At 69.0% G+C, this 24,819-nt stretch carries 20 protein-coding genes and 3 tRNA genes; 2 read left to right on the plus strand and 21 right to left on the minus strand.

Features of this window, described 5'->3' with window-relative positions; all coding sequences use genetic code 11:
• Positions 1-21: 21 nt before the first annotated feature.
• The 19 genes from H4W31_RS04000 to H4W31_RS04090 form a co-directional block, all read right to left on the minus strand.
• On the minus strand, positions 22-3,918 hold the full coding sequence (locus H4W31_RS04000) for a DNA-directed RNA polymerase subunit beta' (protein WP_192765403.1): 3,897 nt from the start codon (positions 3,916-3,918) through the stop codon (positions 22-24).
• Positions 3,919-4,045: 127 nt separating this feature from the next.
• Positions 4,046-7,477, minus strand: a complete 3,432-nt coding sequence (gene rpoB / locus H4W31_RS04005; protein ID WP_192765404.1) for a DNA-directed RNA polymerase subunit beta — start codon at positions 7,475-7,477, stop codon at positions 4,046-4,048.
• A gap of 659 nt (positions 7,478-8,136) precedes the next feature.
• A complete protein-coding gene (rplL, locus tag H4W31_RS04010) occupies positions 8,137-8,520 on the minus strand; it encodes a 50S ribosomal protein L7/L12 (protein ID WP_192765405.1) in 384 nt (127 codons plus the stop codon).
• Between the two features lie 61 nt (positions 8,521-8,581).
• Positions 8,582-9,121: a 50S ribosomal protein L10 gene (gene rplJ / locus H4W31_RS04015; RefSeq protein WP_192765406.1), complete on the minus strand. Its 540-nt coding sequence runs from the start codon at positions 9,119-9,121 to the stop codon at positions 8,582-8,584.
• A 330-nt stretch (positions 9,122-9,451) separates the two neighbouring features.
• On the minus strand, positions 9,452-10,141 hold the full coding sequence (locus H4W31_RS04020) for a hypothetical protein (RefSeq protein ID WP_192765407.1): 690 nt from the start codon (positions 10,139-10,141) through the stop codon (positions 9,452-9,454).
• Positions 10,138-11,001, minus strand: a complete 864-nt coding sequence (locus H4W31_RS04025; RefSeq protein WP_192765408.1) for an ATP-binding cassette domain-containing protein — start codon at positions 10,999-11,001, stop codon at positions 10,138-10,140. Before H4W31_RS04025 ends, H4W31_RS04020 begins: the two co-directional genes overlap by 4 nt.
• Before the next feature lie 106 nt (positions 11,002-11,107).
• The gene (gene rplA / locus H4W31_RS04030; RefSeq protein WP_192765409.1) at positions 11,108-11,821 is read right to left on the minus strand and encodes a 50S ribosomal protein L1; all 714 of its coding nucleotides are present in this window, start codon (positions 11,819-11,821) and stop codon (positions 11,108-11,110) included.
• Positions 11,822-11,909: 88 nt separating this feature from the next.
• Positions 11,910-12,341, minus strand: coding sequence for a 50S ribosomal protein L11 (rplK, locus tag H4W31_RS04035; protein WP_192765410.1), 432 nt, complete (start codon positions 12,339-12,341; stop codon positions 11,910-11,912).
• A gap of 233 nt (positions 12,342-12,574) precedes the next feature.
• On the minus strand, positions 12,575-13,300 hold the full coding sequence (gene nusG, locus H4W31_RS04040; protein ID WP_192765411.1) for a transcription termination/antitermination protein NusG: 726 nt from the start codon (positions 13,298-13,300) through the stop codon (positions 12,575-12,577).
• A 47-nt stretch (positions 13,301-13,347) separates the two neighbouring features.
• Positions 13,348-13,746: a preprotein translocase subunit SecE gene (gene secE / locus H4W31_RS04045; RefSeq protein WP_192765412.1), complete on the minus strand. Its 399-nt coding sequence runs from the start codon at positions 13,744-13,746 to the stop codon at positions 13,348-13,350.
• A gap of 272 nt (positions 13,747-14,018) precedes the next feature.
• A tRNA-Trp gene (locus H4W31_RS04050) sits at positions 14,019-14,091 on the minus strand.
• A 201-nt stretch (positions 14,092-14,292) separates the two neighbouring features.
• Positions 14,293-14,685: a MaoC family dehydratase gene (locus tag H4W31_RS04055; protein ID WP_192765413.1), complete on the minus strand. Its 393-nt coding sequence runs from the start codon at positions 14,683-14,685 to the stop codon at positions 14,293-14,295.
• Between the two features lies 1 nt (position 14,686).
• The gene (locus tag H4W31_RS04060; RefSeq protein ID WP_192765414.1) at positions 14,687-15,133 is read right to left on the minus strand and encodes a MaoC family dehydratase N-terminal domain-containing protein; all 447 of its coding nucleotides are present in this window, start codon (positions 15,131-15,133) and stop codon (positions 14,687-14,689) included.
• Between the two features lie 200 nt (positions 15,134-15,333).
• Complete coding sequence (rpmG, locus tag H4W31_RS04065; protein ID WP_067301359.1) at positions 15,334-15,501, minus strand: 50S ribosomal protein L33; 168 nt, start codon at positions 15,499-15,501, stop codon at positions 15,334-15,336.
• A gap of 131 nt (positions 15,502-15,632) precedes the next feature.
• Positions 15,633-15,705 (minus strand) — tRNA-Met (locus H4W31_RS04070).
• 26 nt (positions 15,706-15,731) lie between these two features.
• Positions 15,732-15,804: transfer RNA gene (locus tag H4W31_RS04075), tRNA-Thr, on the minus strand.
• A 113-nt stretch (positions 15,805-15,917) separates the two neighbouring features.
• Entirely contained in the window at positions 15,918-18,449 is a 2,532-nt protein-coding gene (locus H4W31_RS04080) for a putative bifunctional diguanylate cyclase/phosphodiesterase (protein ID WP_192765415.1), read from the minus strand.
• A 44-nt stretch (positions 18,450-18,493) separates the two neighbouring features.
• On the minus strand, positions 18,494-18,691 hold the full coding sequence (locus H4W31_RS04085) for a hypothetical protein (protein ID WP_192765416.1): 198 nt from the start codon (positions 18,689-18,691) through the stop codon (positions 18,494-18,496).
• 306 nt (positions 18,692-18,997) lie between these two features.
• On the minus strand, positions 18,998-19,636 hold the full coding sequence (locus H4W31_RS04090) for a TetR/AcrR family transcriptional regulator (protein ID WP_318783704.1): 639 nt from the start codon (positions 19,634-19,636) through the stop codon (positions 18,998-19,000).
• Between the two features lie 234 nt (positions 19,637-19,870).
• Between H4W31_RS04090 and H4W31_RS04095 the strand changes: the two genes are divergently transcribed.
• Positions 19,871-21,520 carry a virginiamycin B lyase family protein gene (locus H4W31_RS04095; RefSeq protein ID WP_192765418.1) on the plus strand — a complete coding sequence of 550 codons (1,650 nt, stop codon included), beginning with the start codon at positions 19,871-19,873 and terminating at the stop codon, positions 21,518-21,520.
• Positions 21,521-21,551: 31 nt separating this feature from the next.
• Here H4W31_RS04095 and H4W31_RS04100 read toward each other — a convergent pair whose 3' ends face one another.
• Complete coding sequence (locus H4W31_RS04100) at positions 21,552-22,184, minus strand: acyl-CoA-like ligand-binding transcription factor (RefSeq protein ID WP_318783013.1); 633 nt, start codon at positions 22,182-22,184, stop codon at positions 21,552-21,554.
• Between the two features lie 125 nt (positions 22,185-22,309).
• Positions 22,310-22,894 (minus strand): TetR/AcrR family transcriptional regulator, encoded by a 585-nt coding sequence (locus H4W31_RS04105; RefSeq protein ID WP_192765419.1) that lies wholly within the window; start codon positions 22,892-22,894, stop codon positions 22,310-22,312.
• A 182-nt stretch (positions 22,895-23,076) separates the two neighbouring features.
• Here H4W31_RS04105 and H4W31_RS04110 point away from each other — a divergent pair, with 182 nt between their 5' ends.
• Entirely contained in the window at positions 23,077-24,750 is a 1,674-nt protein-coding gene (locus H4W31_RS04110; protein ID WP_192765420.1) for an MDR family MFS transporter, read from the plus strand.
• Positions 24,751-24,819 lie beyond the last annotated feature (69 nt).

A 24,819-nucleotide genomic window follows, 5' to 3' on the forward strand; every position in this document is an offset into this window, starting at 1 on the left:
GCCTCCCTGCCTCAACCCTGCCTAGCGGTACGACCCGAAGTCGAAGTCGTCCAGCGGCACTGCCTGCCCGCTGGCCGGCCCGAATCCGTAGTCGGTCTCCGGGTAGCCGGTCATCGAGTAGACCTTGGCCTTCGCCTCCTCGGTCGGCTCCACCCGGACGTTGCGGTACTTGCTGATGCCCGTACCGGCCGGGATGAGCTTTCCGATGATGACGTTCTCCTTGAGACCGATCAGCGAGTCGCTCCGGGCGTGGATCGCCGCGTCGGTGAGCACCCGGGTGGTCTCCTGGAAGGAGGCCGCCGACAGCCACGAGTCCGTGGCCAGCGACGCCTTGGTGATGCCCATCAGCACCGGCCGGCCCGCCGCGGGCTCGCCGCCCTCGGAGACGAGTCGGCGGTTCTCCGACTCGAAGAGCGCCCGGTCGACCAGCACGCCCGGCAGGAACTCGGTCGCGCCGGAGTCGATCACCGTCACCCGCTTGAGCATCTGGCGGATGATGATCTCGATGTGCTTGTCGTGGATCAGCACACCCTGCGACCGGTAGACCTCCTGGACCTCCTGGGTCAGGTGGACCTGGACCGCCCGCGGGCCGAGGATCCGCAGCAGTTCGTGCGGGTCGATCGTGCCCTCGGTGAGCTTCTCTCCGACCGCCACGTGCGCGCCGTCGTGCACGCCCGGCCGGAGCCGGACCCGCTTCGAGATCTTGTCGTGGACGATCTCGTCGGTGCCGTCGTCCGGCACGATGATGATCTTCCGCGACCGCTCGCCGTCCTCGATCCGGATCCGACCAGGGGTGTCGGCGATCGGCGCCTTGCCCTTGGGTACCCGGGCCTCGAAGATTTCCTGGACTCGGGGCAGACCCTGGGTGATGTCCTCACCCGCGACACCACCGGTGTGGAAGGTACGCATCGTCAGCTGGGTACCCGGCTCACCGATCGACTGGGCGGCGATGATGCCGACCGCCTCGCCGACGTCCACGGTCTTGCCGGTCGGCAGCGAGCGGCCGTAGCACGCACCGCAGACGCCCAGCTTCGACTCGCAGGTGAGCACGCTGCGGACCCGGACCGTGTCGACTCCGGCAGCAACGATCTTGTCCACCGAGATCGAGTTGAGGTCGACACCCCGCTCCGCCACCAGGTTGCCGTCCGGCCCCTTGATGTCGTCGGCGAGGGTACGGGCGTGCACCCCGGTCTCCACGTGCTCGTGCGCCACCAGCTTGCCGGTGTCGAGCTTCGTGGCGATCTGCATCGAGATGGCGCGGTCGGTCCCGCAGTCCTCCTCGCGGATGATCACGTCCTGCGAGACGTCCACCAGACGACGGGTCAGGTAACCCGAGTCGGCGGTCCGCAGCGCGGTGTCCGCCAGACCCTTCCGGGCACCGTGCGTGGAGATGAAGTACTCCAGTACGGAGAGACCCTCCCGGTAGCTGGCCTTGATCGGCCGCGGGATGATCTCGCCCTTCGGGTTGGCCACCAGACCACGGATCGCGGCGATCTGCCGGAGCTGGAGCAGGTTACCGCGGGCACCCGAGTTGATCATCTTCCACAGCGGGTTCTCCTGCGGAAGCGCGGTCTCCATCTCCTTGGCGACCTCGTTGGTCGCCTTGGTCCAGATCTCGATGAGCTCGCCGCGACGTTCCTCGGCGGTCATCAGACCACGCTGGTACTGCTTGTCGATCCGCTCGGCTTCCTTCTCGTACCGCTCCAGGATCTCCCGCTTGCGCGGCGGCGCGATGACGTCCTCCATGCCGATCGTCACGCCGGACCAGGTGGCCCAGTGGAAACCGGCCTCCTTGAGCCCGTCGAGGGTCGCGGCCAGCGCAACCTTCGGGAACCGCTCGGCGAGGTCGTTGACGATCGCGGAGAGCTGCCCCTTGCGGATCTCGTAGTTCACGAAACGGTAGCCCTTCGGCAGCGTCTCGTTGAACAGCACCCGACCCAGGGTGGTCTCCACGGTCAGCGGCTCGCCCTGGGTCCAACCCTCGGGCTCGGTCCACCGCTGCGCACCGGCGCCGTTGTCGACCTCGGTCACGCCGCGCAGCCGGATCCGCACCGGCGTCTGCAGGTGCAGCTCGCCGTTGTCGAAGGCCATCCGCGCCTCGGCGTCCGAGCTGAACGCCCGGCCCTCGCCGACCTCACCCGGAGTCAGGTGGGTCAGGTGGTAGAGGCCGATGACCATGTCCTGGGTGGGCATGGTGACCGGCTTGCCGTCCGCCGGCTTGAGGATGTTGTTCGACGAGAGCATCAGGATCCGCGCCTCGGCCTGCGCCTCGGCGGAGAGCGGCACGTGCACCGCCATCTGGTCGCCGTCGAAGTCCGCGTTGAACGCGGTGCAGACGAGCGGGTGGATCTGGATCGCCTTGCCCTCGACCAGCTGCGGCTCGAACGCCTGGATGCCCAGCCGGTGCAGGGTCGGCGCCCGGTTCAGCAGAACCGGGTGCTCGCCGATGACCTCTTCCAGCACGTCCCAGACGACCGGCCGCTGCCGCTCCACCATCCGCTTCGCGGACTTGATGTTCTGCGCGTGGTTCAGGTCGACCAGCCGCTTCATCACGAACGGCTTGAACAGCTCCAGCGCCATCTGCTTGGGCAGGCCGCACTGGTGCAGCTTGAGCTGCGGACCCACGACGATCACGGAACGACCGGAGTAGTCGACCCGCTTGCCCAGCAGGTTCTGCCGGAACCGCCCCTGCTTGCCCTTCAGCATGTCCGACAGCGACTTCAGCGGGCGGTTACCCGGCCCGGTGACCGGCCGTCCACGGCGGCCGTTGTCGAACAGCGCGTCCACGGCCTCCTGGAGCATCCGCTTCTCGTTGTTCACGATGATCTCGGGCGCGCCCAGGTCGATCAGTCGCTTGAGCCGGTTGTTCCGGTTGATCACACGGCGGTACAGGTCGTTCAGGTCGGAGGTCGCGAACCGACCACCGTCGAGCTGCACCATCGGGCGCAGGTCCGGCGGAATGACCGGTACGCAGTCCAGCACCATGCCGAGCGGCGAGTTGCGGGTGTTCAGGAACGCCGCGACCACCTTCAGCCGCTTGAGCGCCCGGATCTTCCGCTGGCCCTTGCCGGACCGGATGATCTCGCGGAGGTTGTCCGCCTCGGCGTCCAGGTCCATGTTCTGGACCAGCGCCTTGATCGCCTCGGCACCCATCCCACCGGTGAAGTACTCGCCGAACCGGTCCCGCAGCTCGCGGTAGAGCAGCTCGTCGGTGACCAGCTGCTTCGGGTCCAACTTGCGGAAGGTGTCCAGCACCTCGTCCAAGCGGTCGATCTCGCGCTGCGCCCGGTCGCGGATCTGGCGCATCTCGCGCTCGCCGCCCTCTTTGACCTTGCGGCGCACATCTGCCTTGGCACCCTCGGCCTCCAGCTCGGCCAGGTCGGCCTCGAGCTTGGCGGCCCGCTTCTCGATCTCCGAGTCGCGGCTGTTCTCGGACTGCCGCTTCTCGGCGAGAATCTCGTTCTCCACCGTGGAGAGGTCGCGATGCCGCGCCTCGGTGTCGACGCTGGTGACCACGTACGACGCGAAGTAGATGATCTTTTCGAGGTCCTTCGGCGCCAGGTCGAGCAGGTAGCCCAGCCGGCTCGGCACACCCTTGAAGTACCAGATGTGCGTGACCGAGGCGGCCAGCTCGATGTGACCCATCCGCTCACGACGCACCTTGGAGCGGGTCACCTCGACGCCGCAGCGCTCGCAGATGATGCCCTTGAACCGGACCCGCTTGTACTTACCGCAGTAGCACTCCCAGTCCCGCTGCGGACCGAAGATCTTCTCGCAGAAGAGCCCGTCCTTTTCCGGCTTCAGTGTGCGGTAGTTGATCGTTTCAGGCTTCTTGACCTCGCCATGCGACCACTGACGAATGTCGTCAGCGGTAGCCAGGCCAATCCGCAACTCGTCGAAGAAGTTGACGTCGAGCACGTTATATGTCCCTCGTGTCGTGTCGTTTTTACCACTAGCCCTCAGCGGGGGTTGGGGGCCGGATGGCCCGCGGAGAGATCAAGCCTGACCGCCCGGAGCGGGTCGTCCGGCCCCCAACCCCACAACCTCACACCTCTTCGACCGAGCTCGGCTCGCGCCGGGACAGGTCGATGCCGAGTTCCTCCGCAGCGCGGAAGACCTCGTCGTCGGTCTCGCGCATCTCCAGGGCCACGCCGTCGCTGGAGAGCACCTCAACATTGAGGCACAGCGACTGCAGCTCCTTGAGCAGCACCTTGAAGGACTCCGGGATGCCCGGTTCGGGAATGTTCTCGCCCTTGACGATGGCCTCGTACACCTTGACCCGGCCGAGGACGTCGTCGGACTTGATCGTCAGCAACTCCTGCAGGGCGTACGCGGCGCCGTACGCCTGCATCGCCCAGCACTCCATCTCGCCGAACCGCTGACCACCGAACTGCGCCTTACCACCCAGCGGCTGCTGCGTGATCATCGAGTACGGGCCGGTCGACCGAGCGTGGATCTTGTCGTCGACCAGGTGGTTCAGCTTCAGGATGTAGATGTAGCCGACCGCGATCGGATCGGGCAGCGGCTCGCCGGAGCGTCCGTCGAAGAGCTGCGCCTTTCCGCTCGCGCCGATCAGCTGCTTGCCGTCCCGGTTGGGCAGGGTCGACGAGAGCAGACCGGAGATCTCCTCTTCCTTGGCGCCGTCGAAGACCGGCGTCGCCACGTTGGTGTCCGGCTCGGACTCGTGGGCGTCGATCGCGCGCAGCGCGTTCTTCCAGTCGGCGTCCTCGCCGTTGACCTTCCAGCCGGTCTTGGCCACCCACCCGAGGTGGGTCTCCAGCACCTGGCCGATGTTCATCCGGCTCGGCACGCCGAGCGGGTTGAGCACGATGTCGACCGGCGTGCCGTCCTCCAGGAACGGCATGTCCTCGACCGGCAGGATCTTGGAGATGACACCCTTGTTGCCGTGCCGGCCGGCGAGCTTGTCGCCGTCCTGGATCTTCCGCTTCTGGGCGACGTAGACCCGGACCAGCTCGTTCACGCCCGGGGGCAGCTCGTCGCCGTCCTCCCGGGAGAAGGTCCGTACACCGATGACCGTGCCGGTCTCGCCGTGCGGAACCTTCAACGAGGTGTCCCGGACCTCACGCGCCTTCTCACCGAAGATCGCACGGAGCAACCGCTCCTCCGGGGTCAGCTCGGTCTCGCCCTTCGGCGTGACCTTGCCGACCAGGATGTCGCCGGTCACGACCTCCGCACCGATCCGGATGATGCCGCGCTCGTCGAGGTCGGCGAGCATTTCCTCGCTGACGTTCGGGATGTCGCGGGTGATCTCCTCCGGACCCAGCTTGGTGTCGCGGGCGTCGACCTCGTGCTCCTCGATGTGGATCGAGGTGAGGGCGTCCTGCTGCACGAGGCGCTGCGACAGGATGATCGCGTCCTCGTAGTTGTGGCCCTCCCAGGGCATGAAGGCGACGAGCAGGTTACGCCCGAGCGCCATCTCGCCCTCGTCGGTGCAGGGACCGTCGGCGATGACCTGGCCGGCCTCCACCCGGTCGCCCTCGAAGACGACCGGCTTCTGGTTGACGCAGGAGCCGGCGTTCGAGCGGCGGAACTTGTGCAGGAGGTAGGTACGCCGGTGGCCGTCGTCCTGGTGCACCGTCACGTAGTCGGCGCACAGGTCCTCGACCACACCGCCGACCTCGGCGACGACCACGTCACCGGCGTCGACCGCGGCCCGGTACTCCATGCCCGTACCCACGAGCGGCGACTCGGCCTTGACCAGCGGCACCGCCTGGCGCTGCATGTTGGCGCCCATCAGTGCCCGGTTGGCGTCGTCGTGCTCCAGGAACGGGATCATGGCGGTGGCCACCGACACCATCTGGCGCGGCGACACGTCCATGTAGTCGACGGCGCCCGGTGCGACGTAGTCGATCTCGCCGCCCTTCCGCCGGACCAGGACCCGGTCCTCGGCGAAGGCGCCGTCGGCCCGCACCGCGGTGTTGGCCTGCGCCTTGACGAACCGGTCCTCCTCGTCCGCCGTCAGGTAGTCGATCTGGTCGGTGACCCGACCCTCGACGACCTTCCGGTACGGCGTCTCGATGAACCCGAACGGGTTCACCCGGCCGAAGGTGGACAGCGCGCCGATCAGGCCGATGTTCGGGCCTTCCGGCGTCTCGATCGGGCACATCCGGCCGTAGTGGGACGGGTGCACGTCCCGGACCTCGAAGCCGGCCCGCTCCCGGGACAGACCACCCGGGCCGAGCGCGCTCAGCCGGCGCCGGTGGGTCAGGCCCGCCAGCGGGTTGGTCTGGTCCATGAACTGGGACAGCTGCGACGTACCGAAGAACTCCTTGATCGCCGCCACCACCGGGCGGATGTTGATCAGGGTCTGCGGCGTGATCGCCTCGACGTCCTGGGTGGTCATCCGCTCCCGGACGACCCGCTCCATCCGGGAGAGACCGACCCGAACCTGGTTCTGGATCAGCTCGCCCACGGTACGGAGCCGGCGGTTGCCGAAGTGGTCGATGTCGTCGGCCTCGTAGCCCTCCTCACCGGCGTGCAGCCGGCACAGGTATTCCACGGTGGCGACGATGTCGTCCTCGGTCAGCGTGCCCTTGTTCATGGGTACGCCGACTTCGAGCTTCTTGTTGAACTTGTATCGGCCGACCTTGGCTACGTCATACCGCTTCGGGTTGAAGAAGAGGTTGTCGAGCAGGGTCTGGGCGTTCTCCCGCGTCGGGGGCTCACCCGGCCGGAGCTTGCGGTAGATGTCGAGCAGCGCCTCGTCCACCCCGGCGATGTGGTCCTTCTCCAGGGTGGTCATCATCAGCTCGGACCAGCCGAACCGCTCGCGGATCTGCTCGTTGGTCCAACCGATGGCCTTGAGCAGGACGGTGACGGCCTGCCGGCGCTTACGGTCGATGCGGACACCCACGGTGTCTCGCTTGTCGATGTCGAACTCCAGCCAGGCACCCCGACTCGGGATGACCTTGACGCTGGAGAGGTCGCGGTCGGAGGTCTTGTCCGGCTCCTTGGAGAAGTACACGCCCGGGGACCGGACGAGCTGACTCACCACGACGCGCTCGGTGCCGTTGATGATGAAGGTGCCCTTGGGCGTCATCATCGGGAAGTCGCCCATGAACACCGTCTGGCTCTTGATCTCGCCAGTGGTGTTGTTGGTGAACTCCGCGGTCACGAACAGCGGGGCGCAGTAGGTCAGGTCCTTCTCCTTGCACTCCTCGATCGAGGCCTTGACCTCGTCGAAGCGGGGCGCGGAGAAGGAAAGTGACATAGTGCCGGAGAAGTCCTCAATGGGACTGATCTCGTCGAGGATCTCAGCGAGACCCGATCGAGCGTGCGGGTCGTCGGCCGACCGGCCCTGCCAACCCTCGTTGCCGACCAGCCAGTCAAACGACTCGTTCTGGATGGCGAGGAGGTTGGGGACCTCGAGGTGTTCGGTAATCCTGCCGAAGGAAATTCGGCGGGGCGCGAAAGCGCTCGACGTACGACTGGTCTTCGCAGGGCGGGAAGCTGCCAAGATGCGTCCTTCCGAGGACCGGTGCTGCAGAACGGCTGTTACGCGTGCACTCCAATGGCCCCACTCCAAATATCCACAATCGGACATTCCGAGCAGGGGTCAAGTCGGAAGGCAGCGCAAACTAGCAGTGTAGCCGAGCGGCTAACCGCTGTCCAGCCCACCACGGCAGGGCGTTGCAGAACGTGTCGCCGACACTCGGTCGGCGCGCGCTGAGCGCGCTTACACGTTCCCGCACGCATCCCGCTAGGCCCGTCTGATACCAGCGGCTCGTGGTGCTGCCGTCGGCTCTTACCCAGGTGTCGGCCGTCGCAAGCGCGGAAGGTCTTGCTGATGTCAGCGTGCCTGCCGCTTCGTGCCGCGTCAAGGGCTGATGCCCGGGTCGGACAACGTCTTTACCCGGGTCGCCATCCCGCGGCGGCCGCCCGGGCGGCCGTACGACCACGGTCGGAGGCGCCAAAGCCCTGATCATCGACGGTCGCAGGCTGTCAGCGGACGGGAACGGGCGGCGATCCGGCGCCGGATCACCGCCCGTGGCGAATTCCTGTGCGTCAGCTCACTCGACCCGACGCGGACACCCGCCACGGCCCGTTCCCCGTCGGGTCCCACTCGGCGGAGCGGGGACGAAAGGATCGGGCCGGGACGGATGACGTGGTGCGAACCTACTTGAGGGTGACCTTGGCGCCCTCGGCCTCGAGCTTGGCCTTGGCCTTGTCGGCGGTCTCCTTGTTGGCCTTCTCCAGGACGGCCTTCGGCGCGGCCTCGACCAGGTCCTTGGCCTCCTTGAGGCCCAGGCCGGTCAGCTCGCGGACGACCTTGATGACCTGAATCTTCTTGCCACCGTCGGCGTCGAGGATGACGTCGAACTCGTCCTGCTCCGGCTCGGCCTCGGCCGGCGCGGCAGCGCCACCGGCGGCGGCCATCGCGACCGGCGCCGCGGCGGTGACGTCGAAGGTCGTCTCGAACTGCTTCACGAACTCCGACAGCTCGATCAGCGTCATCTCCTTGAACGCGTCGAGCAGCTCGTCGGTGCTGAGCTTCGCCATGATGTCTGGCGTCCTTTCGTAGATCTGTTACACGAATATCGGGGTATCGGACGGGCTGGCCTCAGGCCTGCCCCTCCTTCTCACGCTTGTCCTGCAGGGCAGCCGCCAAGCGGGCGGTCTGCGCCAGCGGCGCCTGGAACAGGGCAGCGGCCTTGCTCAGGCTGCCCTTCATCGCGCCGGCCAGCTTGGCCAGCAGCACCTCACGGGACTCAAGGTCGGCAAGCTTGTTGACCTCGTCCGCGGTGATCGCCCGGCCCTCGAAGACGCCACCCTTGATGACGAGCTTCGGATTGGCCTTCGCGAACTCCCGCAGACCCTTCGCCGCTTCGACCACGTCCCCGGAGACGAAAGTCAGCGCGGTAGGACCGGTGAACAGCTCGTCGAGGCCGGCAATGCCAGCATCCGTCGCGGCACGCTTCGCCAGCGTGTTCTTCGCAACCTCGTAGGTCGTGTCCCGACCGAGCGTGCGACGCAACTGGGTCAGCTGGGAAACCGTCAGACCACGGTATTCGGTCAGCACGGTGGCACCCGAGTTACGGAAGTACTCGGTGAGCTCGGCGACGGCGGTGGCCTTGTCAGCCCGAACCGGCTTGTCCGCCATGTCCCTCCTCTCTCATTGCTCCAGGCTGGTCACCACCGACACCGATCGGCCCTGCGGCTCGATCGGGCAACGGGTGCGTCGGAGGCTCCGCCACAACGAGAGACGCCCCGGCGCACGGCGCACGGGGCGGGAAGATCATGTGATCATGACCTGGCACGCTATCCGTCTCGCCCTGCGCGGGCCGTCCCGTCCAACGGGACCTTCGACCGTGCCGAAGCACGGTGACCAGCGGTCTCTGGGTGAATACGATTTCCGCCCGCAGAAGCGCGGACAGAATCACAGCCTACGGTACGCCCCGGGTGACGGCCAAATCACCCGAGGTGGTCCCGGTCACGCCCGTCGACGGCGCAACCAGGCGTAGCCGGCCAGCGCGACGGCGCTCCAGGCCAGGGCGTGTGCCGTCAGCAGCGCCAGCGTGCCCGCCGTCGGGCCCGTCGTACTCGCCCGGGCGGTCGCCAGCACCGGCGGCGCGAGCCAGGGCACCACCGAGGTCTTCAGGCCGAACACGAACGCCCCGACCACCCCGCCGACCAGGACGGCCACCCCGTAGAGCGGGCTCGCCGTCGCCGCCCGGCTGGCCAGCGCGCCCAGGGCGATCGCCGCCGGCAGGACCAGCAGGTACGCCCACAGCCCGACCCCCAGCCCCAGGAGGATCGGCAGGTCGCCGGTCCGCTCCGGCCCGGTGACCCCGCCGACCAGCCAGGGTACGAGCAACGCGACCGGCGCGAAGGCCAACCCGGCCACCACGGCGGCGAGTACGCCCGCGGCCAGTTCCGAGCGCCGCCCGGCGACGACCCCGGCGAGTCGGCGCTGGACGTCCGGCTCGGTGTCCAGCAGCAGCCGGGTCTGCCAGGCCAGGATCGGGAACAGTACGACGGCGGAGACCCCGTACGCCTCGGCCGCCTGGGCACCCGCACCGCCGTGCAGCACGGTGAGCGCGACGAGTGCGGCGATCAACGGGGGCAGCGCCCGGGCCGACCGGACGAACCCGGCCAACCGCATCCCGACCAGCGGGGTCACGACGTCACCTCGGTACTGCCGTCCGCTCCGTCCGGACCGACCAACTGCCCCGGCCCGGCCAGACCCGTCGACGGGGCGGACCCGACCGACGCGGCCGGCGGGGCGGGCACGTCGGAGGGACGTACCCGCAGCACGTGGTGACCGGCGGCGCGCAGGTCGGCGACGGTCGTTGCCGCACGGGCGCTGGGGACGGCGATCTCCACGACGGACATCTTCCCGGCATCGGGCCGCCCCTCGGCGATTGCCGGACCGACGATCGAGACGGTGCCGTCGGCGACGGCCCACTGCGCGGCGTCGGGCAGCCGGATCGTCTCGCCCCGGTGGTCACTGACCAGTACGGCGCCACCGGCCGCCCGAACCTCCCTGATCAACTCCGGGACCAGTTCCCGGGTCGCCCCGTCCAGCCCCTCCCAGGGCTCGTCCAGGACGAGCAGGTCGGGCGAGCGGAGCAGGGCCTGGGCGAGGCCCACCTTCTGGGCCGTCCCCTTGGACAGGGCGGGCAGCCGGACGTCCCGGTACGGGGCGATGCCGAGGCGCTCGATCCAGCCGTCCACGGTCCGGGTCAGCGCCGGACCGGAGAGCGCACGGATCCGGCCCATCCCGGTGAGGTACTGCGCGACGGTGAACGGCTGGTCGGCGGGAAACCGCTCCGGCACCCAGCCGATCGTCCCGGGACGGTCCCGGACCACACCCCGGGTCGGGGTCAGCACCCCGGCGGCCACCTGGAGCAGGGTCGACTTACCGGCGCCGTTCCGGCCGAGCACCACCGCGCTCTCGCCGGGACCGATGTCGACCTCGACCGCCCGGAGCACCCACGGTGCGCGGACGCCGTACCGCAGCCAGACCTGATCCAGACGCACGGGAAGAAGAGTGCCACAGGGACGCCGGGAATGCCGATACGGGACGCCCAGCGGTCTCCGCTGTGCGCCCCGTATCGGGCTGACCGAGCTGTGGGTCGGGCGAGGATCAGTCCTCGGCCCCCTCCCGCAGGTTCTTGATCACGTTCGGGTCGATCGGAACGCCCGGGCCCATGGTGGTGGCGAGGGTGACCTTGCGCAGGTACTTGCCCTTGGAGGCGGACGGCTTGGTCCGGAGCACCTCGTCGAGCACCGCGGCGTAGTTGTCGACCAGCTGCGCCTCGGAGAACGACGCCTTGCCGATGATCAGGTGCAGGTTCGAGTGCTTGTCCACCCGGAAGGTGATCTTTCCACCCTTGATCTCCGAGACGGCCTTGGTGACGTCCATGGTCACCGTGCCGGTCTTCGGGTTCGGCATGAGACCGCGCGGGCCCAGGATCCGCGCGATTCGGCCGATCTTGGCCATCTGGTCCGGCGTGGCGATCGCCGCGTCGAACTCCAGCCAACCCTCCTGGATCCGGGCCACCAGCTCGTCGGTACCGACGATGTCCGCCCCGGCGGCGGTCGCCTCGTCGGCCTTGGCGCCGGCCGCGAAGACGATCACGCGGGCGGTCTTGCCGGTACCGTGCGGCAGGTTGACCGTGCCCCGGACCATCTGGTCGGCCTTACGGGGGTCGACACCGAGGCGCATCGCGACCTCGACCGTGGCGTCGAACTTGACGTTGCTGCTCCCCTTGGCGAGCCGTACGGCCTCGGCCGGGGTGTAGAGCTTGTCCCGGTCGATGGCTTCGGCTGCCTTGCGGTAGCTCTTACTGCGCTGCATGTCTGAACACTCCTGTGGTATCTGGCGGGTACGCGGGTGCCGCGTGCCCTCCCACGAACTGATCCGTGCTGGGAGGTGGGGGTGGACCCTATTCCTTGACCGTGATGCCCATCGACCGGGCGGTGCCGGCGATGATCTTCTCGGCCTGGTCCAGGTCGTTGGCGTTGAGGTCGGACATCTTCTTCTCGGCGATCTCGCGCAGCTGTGCGCGGGTGACCGAGCCGACCTTCTCGCTCTGCGGGACGCCGGAGCCCTTCTGCACGCCGGCGGCCTTGATCAGCAGCCGGGCGGCGGGCGGGGTCTTCAGCACGAAGGTGAAGGTCCGGTCCTCGTACACGCTGATCTCGGCCGGCACGATGTCACCGCGCTGCGACTCGGTCTGCGAGTTGTACGACTTGCAGAACTCCATGATGTTGACGCCGTGCTGACCCAACGCCGGGCCGACCGGCGGCGCCGGCGTGGCCTGGCCCGCCGGCAGCTGAAGCGTGAACGTCTTGACGAGCTTCTTCTTCGGAGGCATGTCTCTTCCTGGGCTTGAAACTGGGGAACGTGCACCTGACGTCACCCGTCGGCGCGCACGGTCAAGCGCGCCTCGCGTGCGGGCGACGTTCAAGAGTAGCGCAGGACCGCCTCGGGCGGCGCGCCGAGGTCGGCCGCTGACCACCCGGGCGGGCGCCGCGTTGCGGAAGCGCCTCCCGGGCGGCCGGTACGACGTCTGTCGGGCGGCCGACCGCCGGGAATCGGCGGCCAGGATCAGATCTTGGCGACCTGGTTGAAGTTGAGCTCGACCGGGGTCTCCCGGCCGAAGATCGACACCAGGACCTTGAGCTTCTGCTGATCGGCGTTGATCTCGCTGATCGTGGCGGGCAGCGACGCGAAGGCACCGTCCGTGACCGTGACCGAGTCGCCGACCTCGAAGTCCAGCACCTTGATCTCGGGCTTGGCCTTCTTGGCGGCCTCGGTCTCCACCGCCGGGGCGAGCCACTTCAGCACCTCGTCGAGCGAGAGCGGCGCCGGCCGGTCCGCCCGGTCGGTCGCGCCGACGAAGCCGGTGACCCCCGGGGTGTTCCGGACGCAGGAGTACGACTCCGGGGTCAGCTCCATCCGGACCAGGATGTAGCCCGGGAAGACCTTGTTCTGAACCTGGAGGCGCTTGCCGTTCTTGACCTCGACCTCTTCCCGGGTCGGCACCTCGACCTGGTAGATGAACTCCTCCATGTCGAGGCTCGTGATCCGGGTCTCCAGGTTCGTCTTGACCTTGTTCTCGTAACCGGCGTACGAGTGGACCACGTACCAGTCACCCGGCGCGTAGCGCAGCTTCTGCCGCAGCTCGGCGACAGGATCGAAGTCCTCGTCCGGCTCCGGCTCAGCCGTGGGGAACTCCGACTCGTTTGCGGCCTCGACCGACTCGGCACTGCCCGCCGTCGCCACCGCGGACTGCTCGTCCGGGGCCTCGGCGCTCTCGTCGTACTCAGGCACGCTCGCTCACTTCCGTCACTATCAGGTGGGGCAGGTGGGGCAGGTGGTCAGCTGGAGCCGCCGAAGACCCACAGCACGCCTCTGGCGAAGGCGTAGTCCAACCCGGCCACGATCGTCAGCACGACGGCGACGAACACGACCACCACGGCGGTGTAGGTCAGCAGCTCCTTACGGGTCGGCCAGATGACCTTACGCAGCTCCGCCACGACCTCGCGGAAGAACCGGGCAAGCCGGCCGAATATTCCGACCCGGCCCGTTTCCGTCATGGTCTTGGGGCGACTGTCCGCCGAGTCGGCCTTGGTACGGGCCCGGGTGGCAGTACCACCACGCGAGACCGGCTCGTCCTCATCCTCGTCGTCGTCGGCGTCATCGTCGACGACGTCATCGATCGCCTCGTCCTCGAGACGGTCGTTGTCGTCCTCGTCGCGCCGATTTTTCTCGGCCACTTCGCCCTCCGTCGCCGGGTGGTTGGTACGCGCGTCGGTGAACGCGCGCTGCGCTGGTCACGCCGGCCGGAACCGGGGCCTCCGCCACGGACACCGAACACCCGCGACCAAGCCCCCGGACGACCGTCCCCCGGAACGGCCCGCGACCGGCGGACCCGGTGGAGCGAACCCTGGCGGACATCCCGCCTCGGGTCGACCCCGCCGTTACCACCAACACGAGCCGGTCGCCAATGATGGCGACGCCGATCCCGGGACCGGTCAGGCCGTAGGCGCAGGGGTGACAGGACTTGAACCTGCAGCCTGCGGTTTTGGAGACCGCTGCTCTGCCAATTGAGCTACACCCCTGTGCGGGCAGCCGGACCCCACTCGGGCACGCACGCCTGAGTAGAGGCCACTTGCCCCACGGCGGACCAGTGTACGGGTAGAGGCACGAGTTTCCCAACCGGTACGCCGGAGCGTGCGGGGAGACATCGCTCCGACCTGCCGGCCAGCCCCCGAAGAGCCCGACGGATCGACGCCGGTCCCTGGCCCGCCCGGGTTCAGTCGTCAGGCCGGCGTACGGATCACGGCCCGAGCCTGAGCCAGCACCTTCTCGCCGTGACAGGTGGCGGTCAGGTCGAGCCGGGTCAGTCCGGGCTCGCCGGTGTCCCGGACGACGGCGGTCACCTCGATCTCGGTGCCCTCGTCGTCGTCCGGCACCACCACCGGCCGGGTGAACCGGACGCCGTACTCGACCACGGCGTCCGGGGAGCCGGCCCACTCGGTCACCGCACGGCCGACGAGCGCCATCGTGAACATGCCGTGCGCGATCACACCGGGCAGGCCCACCTTGGTGGCGAACCGGTCGCTCCAGTGGATCGGGTTGAAGTCGCCCGAGGCTCCCGCGTAGCGGACCAGGTCCGCGCGGGTGATCCGGTAGGTCCGGGGAGACAGATCCATCTCAGCCCTCTCCGCGTACGACGAGCTTGGACCAGACGGTGACCACCGGTTCCCCGGCGGTCGTACTGACCTCGGTACGGGTGGTCAGGAAGCCGTGTCCGCCCCGCGCGACGATGTCCTCGACCGTGTTGACGCAGACCAGCTCGTCGCCGGCGACGACCGGCCGGGTGTAGAGGAAACGCTGGTCGCCGTGGACCACCCGGCTGTAGTCGATGTCGAGTTCCGGATCTTCGATGATCTGGCGGCTCGCCGACATGGTGATCGTCATCGGGAAGGTCGGCGGCGCCAGCACGTCGGCGTGGCCGAGAGCCCGGGCGGCCTCCGGATCGTGGTACGCCGGCTCCTCGGCGCCGATCGCGGTGGCGAACTCTCGGATCTTCTCGCGCCCCACCTGGTAGGGCGCCGTCGGCGGGTAGGTGCGGCCGACGAAGGACGGGTCCAGGGACATGCCGCCGAACCTACACGGCCGCGGCGAGCCGGCCCGGTGAGCGCGAGGCGACCGGGACGAACGCCACCACGGCGCCCTGACCGGGAGGAGATACAGCAAATCGCCGCCCCGGGTGCCGGCGCGACGAGCCTGAGGGCACGCGCGCCGGGGTCGGAACGGCGATCCTGGGTCTGAGTTGGGCCGACTTCCGTCGGCCCGCGTCAGCGGGTCTCGCGGTGGATGGTGTGCTTGCCGTCCCGGGGGCAGAACTTCTTCAGCTCGATGCGGTCCGGGTCGTTACGGCGGTTCTTACGCGTGATGTAGTTGCGCTCCTTGCACTCCACACACGCCAGGGTGATCTTCGGACGGACATCAGTCGCCTTGGCCACGGTGGGGCGCCCCTCTCGTCAACGGATTCGACTAACGATGTACCAGCGTAGACGCCTGCCACGCGGACATGCAAAGTGGGCGCCCAAGGCGCCCTCTCGGTTCGGCCTCCGGGCTAACCGGCGACCGAGAGTAGCGGTGGCCGGACTTGAACCGGCGACACAACGATTATGAGCCGTTTGCTCTACCAACTGAGCTACACCGCTGTGGGCGGGTCCAGCTGAACCCTTTGAGCCCCCTTACGGAATCGAACCGTAGACCTTCTCCTTACCATGGAGACGCTCTGCCGACTGAGCTAAGGGGGCACCGCGCGATCTTTCCGGCTGGCGCGCAGAGGTAAGAGTACACGGCGTACGGCACGAGGTGAAATCAGATCCCCGGTCGCGTTCCGGGGCATCGGACCGGCCGGTGGACCGGCTCAGGGCACCGCCCGCAGCCGCCGTACGTCGGCACCGCTCGGGTGGGCCTCGGACTCCGACTGGGCCGCGAACCACGCCTCCAGCCGCTCGTACGGCAGTGGACGGCTGAACAGGAATCCCTGCCCGATCTGGCAGCCGATGTCCTGTAGCAGTTCCAGGGTGAGTTCGCTCTCCACGCCCTCGGCGACCACCGCCAGACCGAACTGCTGGGAGAGCGTCACCACCGCGTTGACGATGGCCAGGTCCACTGGGTCGGTCGCCATCCCCTGCACGAAGGAGCGGTCGACCTTGACCTCGTTGACCGGCAGTCGACGGAGGTAGGAGAGCGAGGAGTGGCCGGTGCCGAAGTCGTCGACGGCGAGCCGTACCCCGATGTCCCGCAGCCGGCGCAGCCCCGGTACCGCGCGTTCGGTGCCGTCCAGCACACCGGCTTCCTTGATCTCCAGGGTGAGCAGTTCCGGGGCGACGCCGTACTCGGCGAGCAGATCCCGCACCAGGGCGGGGAACTGCTGGTCGCCGAGGGTGCGCGCGGAGACGTTCACCCCGACCGCCAGCGACTCGCCACCGACGCTCCAGTCACGACTGCGCCGCAGCGCCTCCCGGAGGACCATCTCGGTCAGCCGGCCGAGTTGGCCGGTGTGCTCGGCCACCGCCACGAAGTCCTCCGGAGCGACCTCGCCGTGTGCCGGATGCTCCCAACGCGCCAGGCACTCGACGCCGACGAACCGTCGGTTCCGCAAGGTGACCTTCGGCTGGTAGTAGACCTGCACCTCGGCGTTGTCCAGAGCCCGCCGCAGGTCCCCGGCGAGACCGAGCCGGTGCGACGACCGCGACTCCAGCCCGGGGCTGAACAACTGGATTCCGTCCGGAGCCGACTTCGCCTTGGTCACGGCAAGGTCGGCCCGTTGCAACAGGGTGGCCGGGTCACTGCCGTGGTTGGGATGCACCGCGACCCCGACCACGGTGTCGACGTCGAGGACCAGCGCGTCGAAGACCATCCGGTCACGGATCTGCTCACGCAACTGCGCGGCCAGCTCCAGCGCCGCGTCGACGCTCTCCATCCGCAGGGTCACCACGAACTCGTCGCTGCCGATCCGGCCGACCAGCGCGGCTGACGGCGCCGAGGCGCGCAGCCGGTTCGCCACCTCGGTCAGCACCTGGTCACCGGCGGCGTGCCCCACCGACTCGTTGACCTGGCGGAGCGAGTCCACGTCGAACAGCATCACCGCCACCACCTCGCCGGGGGCGCGCACCCCGACCGCCTTCTCGAGCGCGTCACTCACCCGTCGCCGGTTCGGCAGGTTGGTCAACCCGTCGTGGTACGCGTCGTGGCGCAGCCGGTCAACCAGTCGCGAGTTTTCGAGCGCGACCGCCGCGTGTGCCGCGATCGTCTCGAGGATCGGCAGGTCGGCCTTTGTGAAGTGGCCGATGTCGCCGAGCCGGTTCACCACCTCCAGGGAGCCGATGATCGCCTGGCCGGACCGCAGCGGGGTGACGATGACGTCCTTGACTCCCGCCCCGCGCAGCGCCTCCCGGACATCCCGGTCCCCGCCCACCCTGGTACCGGCGGCAACCGTGCGACCTTCGTCACATGCCCGCTGCCGGGCGATGACCGGGGTACGGGAGATGTCGAGCAGCCCGCGTTCGTCGACCCGGGCGGTCAACAGCACCTCCGGGTGGCGCCCCTGGGCCGGCAGCCAGAGGGTGGCGGCCTCGGCCTGCATGATGGCCCGGACCCGGACCAGCAGCGAGTCGGCCAGCGTGCCGTCCTGGCCGCGCTCGCTCATCGCCTTGGTCATCTCGTAGACGTCGGCCAACGTGCGGTGCTGCCGGAAGAACTGCGAGTACGACCGGTACAGCACCGCCATGGCGCCGGCGAGCGCGAGCAGCAGCAGCGCGGACCACCAGGTGGTACGGATGCAGAGCATGACGACCAGGCCCACCGCGACGTTGATCGCGGCGGCGACCAGTCCGGGACCGGAGGAGCGGATCATCCCCCAGCCGGCCGGTATCCCGTGGATCACGGCGATCACCGCGGCCACGGCGCCGAGGGTGACCAGGGTGTGACTGCCGACGGCGGCGAACAGGATGGCCCAGGTGCCCGGCCCGAACCCGCGCATGTCCGGCAGGGCCAGTAGCAGCAGGCTGGCCAGCGAACTGGCCGAGGCCGCCTTGGCGACGTTGAACCACGCCTTGGGCTGGGCTATCCGACGACGAACCTGGGCGATCAGCGAACCCAGGGTGAAGACCAGCACCACGGTCAGTGGCGGCAACTCGAAGAGCGCGAAGAGCAGGGGGATCTCGGTGATGGTGAACGACATCGTCTGGCGCCGGTTGACGAAGTAGAGCATCGGCATCTCGGAGACCAGGACCAGCCCGAAGATCAGGGCGGCCAGCGCCCACTCACCGACCGGCTCGTCGCTGAGGACGCCGAGTGCCACCGACAGCACGACGGCGAAGATTCCCAGCGGACCGGTGACGAGCCAGGCATGCTCAGGGGACCGACGTGTCGCGGTAGAGCCCCTAGGCATACCACTCCCTATCTAGGGGAGATCACTCCTGGAGAGGATGGTCGTCAGTTCCACTCGAAGCCGAAGGTGTGGAAGGCAACCGCGGGGGCGGGTTGCAGACCTTCACCGGACGTCTCTGACGCCGTCACCGTGCTCCGCTCCAACAGACCGACCGTGCCCACGCTGGCGGCGAAGCCGCCGACGGCGAGCCCGGCGAGCACAAGAAGAGAGCCAATGAACCGGCCCAACCTCCATGCAGGCATTGGTTGCTCCCGTCGAGGTGATGTGTCTTGAAAGCTAGATGTTCCATGATGGTGCCACAGTCCGGGGAACCGGCAAAGCCATCGGAAGAGCGACCATCCTGGGATCGGCAAAGTCTAACCGTTCGGTAGGGACAAGTCCCCCGGCCGGCCGCAACCACCTCGCCGGCAAATGGCCGACATGATTCACTCACCGCTCAATAAGACTCACCACCCGTACATGGTCAGCTGCATCAAATACCGTCGTCGCCGGATATCGGTAAAATCGCTTTATCTATCTGACTCTGCCCATTACGGACGGGAGTCCCATCAACGGGCCTCCTCGGCTGCAGAGTAGGGGCAGGTGTCCACTGCGGAGTGCTCGGCGTTCGCCGGTTCGGCCGGTGGCCCGAACGAAACCGGCGGGTGTTCGCTCTCGGTGAAAGCTCCCGCACGGGCCGCCGCGACGGCGGCCCGGGCCGCCCGCTCGGCGAGTTGCCCGTCGGCAGGCGACCGCAGGAGCACCAGCTCGTGGTAGATCGGCGCGGTGGCCGCGACGAGCAGCCGACGCGCGACGCTTCCCGCCGGTATGTCGCCGCGATCCACGGCCCGCCGCACGATGACCGCACAGCGGGCGTACCGGTCGGCCCAGAACGCGCGGAGCGCCTCCGCCGCCTGCGTCGACCGGAACGACGCGGAGATCAGCGCGATCGTGATCGGCGAGTCGCCGGTCAGTGCGGCGTACACCTCCCGGTTGACCGCGATCAGATCGCCGTCGAGCGAGCCGGTGTCCGGCGGGCACCACCCGTCGTCGGCGGCCTCGGCGAGTACGTCGGCGAGCAGCCCGCCGACGTCACGCCAGCGCCGGTAGACAGTGGTGCGGTGCACTCCAGCACGGTCCGCCACGGCGTCGACGGCCAGGGCGTCGTATCCGTACTCCACCAGGTGGGCCCGGACGGCGTCGAGCACCCGGCGGCGTACCTGCGCGGTGCGTCCACCCGGCCGCCGGACCGGCCCCGGCCGCGCTGCCCCGGTCGGTACGGCGGAGAAGTCGGTTGGCGGTCCCGGCGATGTCATGGCAATATCTTATTGCTACATCCGTTGCCTTAAGCGAGGTCCCGCCGATGCTCCTGTGAAGCGTTCACCGCGTCCCGTGCCGTCATCCCGACGGACGCCGACCGCTCGACGCCCAGGAGTGTCCGCATGCCTACCCAGATCAGCCTGCACGCCGTCACCAGGACCTACGGCGACCGGACCGTGCTCGACGCGGTCACCTGCACTGTCGCCCCCGGCGAACGCGCCGGGATCATCGGCGAGAACGGCTCGGGCAAGTCCACCCTGCTACGCCTGCTCGCCGGCCGGGAGAAGCCCGACGAGGGGCAGGTGACCGTCGTCGCTACCGCCGGTGTCGGCTACCTCGGACAGGAAGCGCCGCTGCCGACGTACCTGCGGGTGCGACAGGTCATCGACGGCGCCCTCGCCGAACTACGCGCGATCGAGGCCCGGCTCCGGGAACTGGAGCCGCTGCTCGCCGACGGCGACCCGCGACAACTGACCGAGTACGGCGAGTTGGCGACGGTCTTCGAGCTGCGTGGTGGCTACCAGGCGGACGCCCGGGTGGCGCGCACCCTGCACGCCCTCGGCCTGGCCGGCGTCGACCACGACCGGCGGCTCGACAGCCTCTCCGGTGGCGAGCAGGCCCGGCTGCACCTGGCGGCGGTCCTGGCCGCCGGCTCCGAGGTACTGCTGCTCGACGAGCCGACCAACCACCTCTCCCCTGGTCTGGTCGAAGAGCTGGAGGCGGCGCTCGCGGACCATCCGGGCGCGTTGCTGGTGGTGAGCCACGACCGGCGGCTGCGCCAACGGTGGCGTGGCGAGTACCGCGCGATGACCGATGGACGGCTGCACGTTCCCAGATCCAGGTTTCGGGGTTCACGCCCCGAGGAAGGCAAGGCGATGCGACGAGACGTCCCACTTTCGATCCAGGAAATCCCGGTGTCCGAATCGGACGCCGGGCCGTACGGCATCACTGCCGGGCCGGACGGCGCACTCTGGAGCACCCTGGTGCACGCCGGAAAGATCGTCCGGCTCACCGTCGACGGCCAGGTCGACAGCTACCCGCTCGACGATCCGGCGTGCGGGCCGTCGGTCATCACCTCCGGCCCGGACGGTGCGCTCTGGTTCACCCGGTTCCGGGACCATCGGATCGGCCGGATCACCGCCCGGGGCGAGGTCACGTCGTACCCGGTGCCGACGCCGGACTGTGGGCCGTACGGCATCACGACCGGCCCCGACGGTGCGCTCTGGTTCACCGAGATGAACACCGACCGGATCGGCCGGATCAGCACCGACGGGACGGTCACGGAGTACCCGCTGCCCACCTCCGGAGGCCTGCCCAGTGCGATCACCGCCGGGCCGGACGGCGCGCTGTGGTTCACCCTCAACCAGGCGAACTCGATCGGCCGGCTCGGCCTCGACGGCGTACCGGCGCTGTATCCACTACCCACGCCGGGCGCCGCACCGGTCGGGATCACCGCCGGATCCGACGGCGCGCTCTGGTTCGTCGAGATCGGGGCCGGTCAGCTCGGCAGGATCACCCCCGACGGTCGGATCCAGGAGTTTCCGCTGCCGGACCGGGCCGCCCGGCCGCACGCCATCATCGCGGACCCGGCCGGCGGCTGCTGGTTCACCGAGTGGGGCGCCAACCGGGTCGGCCGGGTCACCGTCGAGGGCGAGATCCAGGGGTACGACCTGCCGACGCCCGGCTCCGAACCGCACGGGATCACCGTCGGCCCAGACGGGGCGGTCTGGGTGGCGCTGGAGATCGGCAGCATCGCGCGGTTGGCGTCGTAAACAGCAGTGCGGTGACGGTGGGGTGCCGGGGTTACGGCGTCGGCAGTCCCGCGGCGAGTTGGCGGAGAGCCTCGGTCAGCAGCGGTTTCATCTCGACCGGTGGATCGGCGCGCAGCCAGTGCTGGGTGGCCACGTTGGTGGCCGCGATGACGGTGGCGGCCACGAGTTGCGGGTAGAGGTCGCGCCGGACGTCGGAGCCGGTGCGTTCGGCGACCGCCGTGGCGATCTCGGCCTCGGCGAGCGCGCTGGCCCGCAGGAACTCGCCCTGCACCGCCGGCTCGGCGATCATCAGCCGGATGCCGGCGACCCACTGCTGGTGCTCCGGCATCGGCTGCCCGGCCAGCTCCGGACCCGGATCGAGCGATACGAGCACCGCGTGGGTGATCGACTCCCAGAGCGGCTCGGACGCGGGTCGGCGGCGCAGTTCCGCCACCACCCGGAGGGACCGGTCCAGGTGACGGGCGACGATCGCCTCGCCCTTGCTGGAGAAGTAGTTGTTGAAGGTACGCGGGGAGACACCGGCCGCCTCGGCGATGTCCTCCACCCGTACGTTGTCGAGTCCCCGTTCGACCGCGAGCCGGATGGCCGCCCAACTGAGCATCGCCCTGGTCTCGGCCTTCTTCCGCTGCCGCAGCCCGACCCGCCCGCCACCCTCGATGCTCACGTCACCCACCCTAGCTCATTTTGCGTAGCGCGCAAAGATGCGGAGTACGCAAAATTGTGCCCGGCCGCTGTCCGCTACCCACCGACCATTGCCCGCCCACGGACTTCGGCCGATCGGATCACTCGTCAGCGGTCGGTGAGGTAGGTGAAGGCGTCGTGGACGAGCTCGGTGAGCGGCCTGTCCGGATGGTCGATCCAGTGCTGCGTGGCGGCGCGTAGCGCGTTCAGGAACCCCGCGGCGAGCACCCGTGCCCGCAGCGGCGCCTCCGGGCTCTCCGGCAGCCGCCGGCAGATCTCGGCGGTCAGTTCCCGCTCGACCGTCCCGTACACGGTGATCTGGTACGCCGCGAGGCTCGGATGGGCGCGGATCAGGCGCCGCTGGGCCAGCCAGAGCGGGTCCAGGTAGTCGCTCGCGGCGGTCAGTTGCTCGGCGGCCCGACTCAGCGCGGTCCAGGGGTGCTCGTCCGCCGGCCGGGCGCGTACCAGCTCCAGCAGGCGGCGGATTCGGACCAGATCGGCGTGGAAGAGGGCTTCTTCCTTGTTTGCGAAGTAGTTCGAGAACGTACGCCGGGAAACGTCCGCGGCGTCCGCGATGGCCTCGACGGTGACCCGGTCGAGGCCCTGTTCGGCGGCGAGCCGGAGGGCGACCTCGTGCAGCGTCTGCCGGGTCGCGGCCTTCTTGCGCTCCCGGCGTCCGACCGTCGTGTCCATCGGGAACAAGCCTACGTGTCGGTGACTTATTTCCCAGTGAGCAAACTTGCGCAATGGGCAAGAACCCATGAAGCTCGTAAGGGAAACACCGACCGGGAGCGAGGGAGGCGGCCGGGCATCGGGGCCAGCCCCGACCGGCCCTCCGAGCCGACCCGCCCCCAGCACAGGCAGGAGACCGCGCGATGAGCGCACCGACAATCACGACCGCCGCGCCCGCCGGGGCGCCGACAGACCGGCGGCGAACACTGGAGGCGCTGAGCGGCCTGCTGCTGGTGCTGTTCGTCGCCCTGATCAGCAGCACCGTCGTCTCGACCGCGCTACCGCAGATCATCGGCGCGCTGGACGGCTCGCAGACGCAGTACACCTGGGTGGTCACCGCCACCCTCCTCACGGCGACCGCGACCACCCCGATCTGGGGCAAGCTCGCCGACCTGTTCAACAAGAAGACGCTCGTCCAGGCCGCCATCGTCATCTTCGTGCTCGGCTCGATCGTGAGCGGCCTCAGTCAGAGCGCCGGCCAGCTCATCGCCGCCCGCGCCTTTCAGGGCATCGGTGTCGGTGGTCTCCAGGCCCTCGTCCAGGTCGTCATCGCCGCGATGATCCCGCCACGCGAGCGCGGCCGGTACAACGGGTACCTCGGCGGGGTGATGGCCGTCGCCACCGTCGGCGGGCCACTGCTCGGCGGCGTCATCGTCGACACCTCCTGGCTCGGCTGGCGCTGGTGCTTCTTCGTCGGCGTACCGATCGCGATCATCGCCATGGTCGTCCTCCAGGCCACCCTGCGGCTGCCCACCATCCGGCGCGAGAACGTCAAGATCGACTACCTCGGCGCCGCCCTGATCGCCGCCGGTGTCAGCCTGCTGCTCGTCTGGATCTCGTTCGTCGACAGCTCGTTCGGCTGGATCTCCTGGCAGACCGGGGCCATGGTCGGCGGCTCACTGATCCTGCTCGCCCTGGCCGTGCTCGTCGAGTCCCGGGCCGCCGAGCCGGTCGTACCGCTCGACATCGTCCGGCAGCGCACGACCGCGCTCGCCATCCTCGCCAGCCTCGCGGTCGGGATGGCCATGTTCGGCGGAGCCGTCTTCCTCGGCCAGTACTTCCAGATCGGGCGTGGCTACAGCCCGACCGAGGCCGGCCTGCTCACCATTCCGATGATGGCCGGCGTACTCGGCTCGTCGATCATCGCGGGTCGCCTGATCACCAGGTCCGGACGGGTCAAGCCGTACATCGTCAGCGGCGCGATTATCCTCGTCGCGGGCTTCCTCATGCTCGGCACCATCGACCACCAGACGTCCCTGGTCTTCGTCGGCGCGGCGATGCTGCTCGTCGGCGTCGGAGTCGGCATGAGCATGCAGAACCTGGTGCTCGCCGTGCAGAACACCGTACCGCTGCGGGACATCGGCGCCGCCAGCGCCACGGTCGCGTTCTTCCGCTCGCTCGGCGGCACGATCGGGGTCTCCGTCCTCGGCGCGGTCCTCGCCCGCCGGGTCACCGACCAGATCACCCACGACCTGTCCGCCGCGGGCGTACCGGCCTCGGCGTCCGGCGACGCCGGCGGAAGCCTCAACCTGGACGTGCTGCCGGAGGCCGTACGGCAGATCGTCCGCAACGCGTACGGCGACGCCACCGGGCACATCTTCCTCATCTCCGCCGCGATCGCGCTCGTCGGCGTGATCGCCGCCGCCCTGTTCAAGCCGATCATCCTCCGGTCCAGCCTGGACCTGCCGGATGCCGGCCACGCCACCGCCACCGCCGCCGGTGCCGTCGACGGGGCACCCCCGACCGATCTGGCCGACCTGGCCAGCAGCGGACCGGAGGTCACCGAGACGGCGACGCGGCGGCCGTCCGGCGGCTGAGCCACGCAAGTACGCCGAAGGCCGTCCGCCCGATGCCGGCGGGCGGCCGTCCGGCAACCGCCCCCACCA

This window comes from Plantactinospora soyae, from assembly GCF_014874095.1.
Lineage (GTDB): Bacteria > Actinomycetota > Actinomycetes > Mycobacteriales > Micromonosporaceae > Plantactinospora > Plantactinospora soyae.

Bases quoted from the DNA above. Each gene is read 5' to 3' on its own strand.
- H4W31_RS04110 (WP_192765420.1), top strand. From the start codon at position 23,077: ATGAGCGCACCGACAATCACGACCGCCGCGCCCGCCGGGGCGCCGACA.
- H4W31_RS04055 (WP_192765413.1), bottom strand. From the start codon at position 14,685: ATGGATCTGTCTCCCCGGACCTACCGGATCACCCGCGCGGACCTGGTC.
- rplK (WP_192765410.1), bottom strand. From the start codon at position 12,341: ATGCCTCCGAAGAAGAAGCTCGTCAAGACGTTCACGCTTCAGCTGCCG.
- H4W31_RS04095 (WP_192765418.1), top strand. From the start codon at position 19,871: ATGCCTACCCAGATCAGCCTGCACGCCGTCACCAGGACCTACGGCGAC.
- rplA (WP_192765409.1), bottom strand. From the start codon at position 11,821: ATGCAGCGCAGTAAGAGCTACCGCAAGGCAGCCGAAGCCATCGACCGG.
- H4W31_RS04060 (WP_192765414.1), bottom strand. From the start codon at position 15,133: ATGTCCCTGGACCCGTCCTTCGTCGGCCGCACCTACCCGCCGACGGCG.
- H4W31_RS04105 (WP_192765419.1), bottom strand. From the start codon at position 22,894: ATGGACACGACGGTCGGACGCCGGGAGCGCAAGAAGGCCGCGACCCGG.
- rplL (WP_192765405.1), bottom strand. From the start codon at position 8,520: ATGGCGAAGCTCAGCACCGACGAGCTGCTCGACGCGTTCAAGGAGATG.
- H4W31_RS04085 (WP_192765416.1), bottom strand. From the start codon at position 18,691: ATGCCTGCATGGAGGTTGGGCCGGTTCATTGGCTCTCTTCTTGTGCTC.
- H4W31_RS04080 (WP_192765415.1), bottom strand. From the start codon at position 18,449: ATGCCTAGGGGCTCTACCGCGACACGTCGGTCCCCTGAGCATGCCTGG.
- rplJ (WP_192765406.1), bottom strand. From the start codon at position 9,121: ATGGCGGACAAGCCGGTTCGGGCTGACAAGGCCACCGCCGTCGCCGAG.